1 protein-coding gene is annotated in these 1,048 nt (G+C 66.2%); it reads right to left on the bottom strand.

Annotated features, from left to right (window positions below; translation table 11 throughout):
• A partial coding sequence (locus tag ACFV20_RS37255) for an FAD-dependent monooxygenase (RefSeq protein ID WP_385665643.1) occupies positions 1-615 on the bottom strand: 615 nt, incomplete at its 3' end.
• Positions 616-1,048 lie beyond the last annotated feature (433 nt).

Here is a 1,048-nt window from a genome sequence, read left to right as displayed (position 1 = left end):
GGGGCCTGCACCGAAGTCGCGGTGGGTTTCGCGGACGCGGGAAGACACCGCCGCCACCTCATCGGGCGGCGCCGTGAACTCCACTTCCCCCAGCAGGAACTCCCGCCTGCTGGGCTCGCCCGGGAAGCCGATCCCCGCCAGGGACCGGACTGTGCTGTGGCCGCCGTCGCAGCCAACGAGGTACCGCGCCCGGAGTTCACTGCCGTCCGCGAGCGCTGCCGTGACGGAGGCATCGTCCTGCGACAGGCCGGTGAGTTCGGTTCCCCGGCGGATATCCACGCCCAGTTCAAGTGCACGCCGGGTCAGCAGGGTTTCGGTCTCAGTCTGCGGAATGCCAAGGACGTAGGGATGGGTGGTGTCCAGTTCCGGGGCACTCCGCAGGATTCCCGCGAAGAATCCGTCCAGCGGATACCGGGGGCCGGATGCTGCGAACTGCGCCCCGAGTCCGCGCTGGTCCATGATCTCGATGCTGCGGGAGTGCAGTCCCAGGGCACGGATAACGGTGTTCTGTTCAGGCTCCTTATCCAGCACCACCACGTCCACTCCGTGCAGGCGGAGTTCACTGGCCAGGAAGATTCCCGTAGGGCCGGCTCCGGCGACGATTACTTCGGGCACAGGCGTCCCCCTCGATCCCTCTGGACTGTCATCTCAGCGAAGCGTACGTCCGTACCGGGAAAATGTTGAGGGAACAGGTTCAGGGCAGGATCTCCAGACGCAGAATGCGGTCGCCCTCCGGAGCCGGGAGTCCCCGGCCGTCCGTATCGCTGCTCAGGCCCCACAGGCTCCGTCCGGCGCGGCCACTGCGTCACGCAGCTGGCCTTTGCCGGCAAGCGATCAGGTGTCCTGGGCACTGTCCCGGTTCCCGGCATCGCCCGTGGTGGGGACTTCAGTTCGGCCCTGTCATCAATCCGTCTCCTGCGGCACAGTAGAAGGACGCCGAGAGGAAGCAGGTGGTACGCCGTGGAGGTTCTTTTTCTGCATGGGGCGGGCGGATGGAAGGACGATCAGCAGATTGCCGGGGAACTGCGCTCACGCTTAAGGGTTCCAG

The organism is Streptomyces sp. NPDC059696 (assembly GCF_042733745.1).
Lineage (GTDB): Bacteria > Actinomycetota > Actinomycetes > Streptomycetales > Streptomycetaceae > Streptomyces.
The sequence above is the reverse complement of the archived record's forward strand: the minus strand, read 5'-3'. Positions and strand labels throughout refer to the sequence as shown.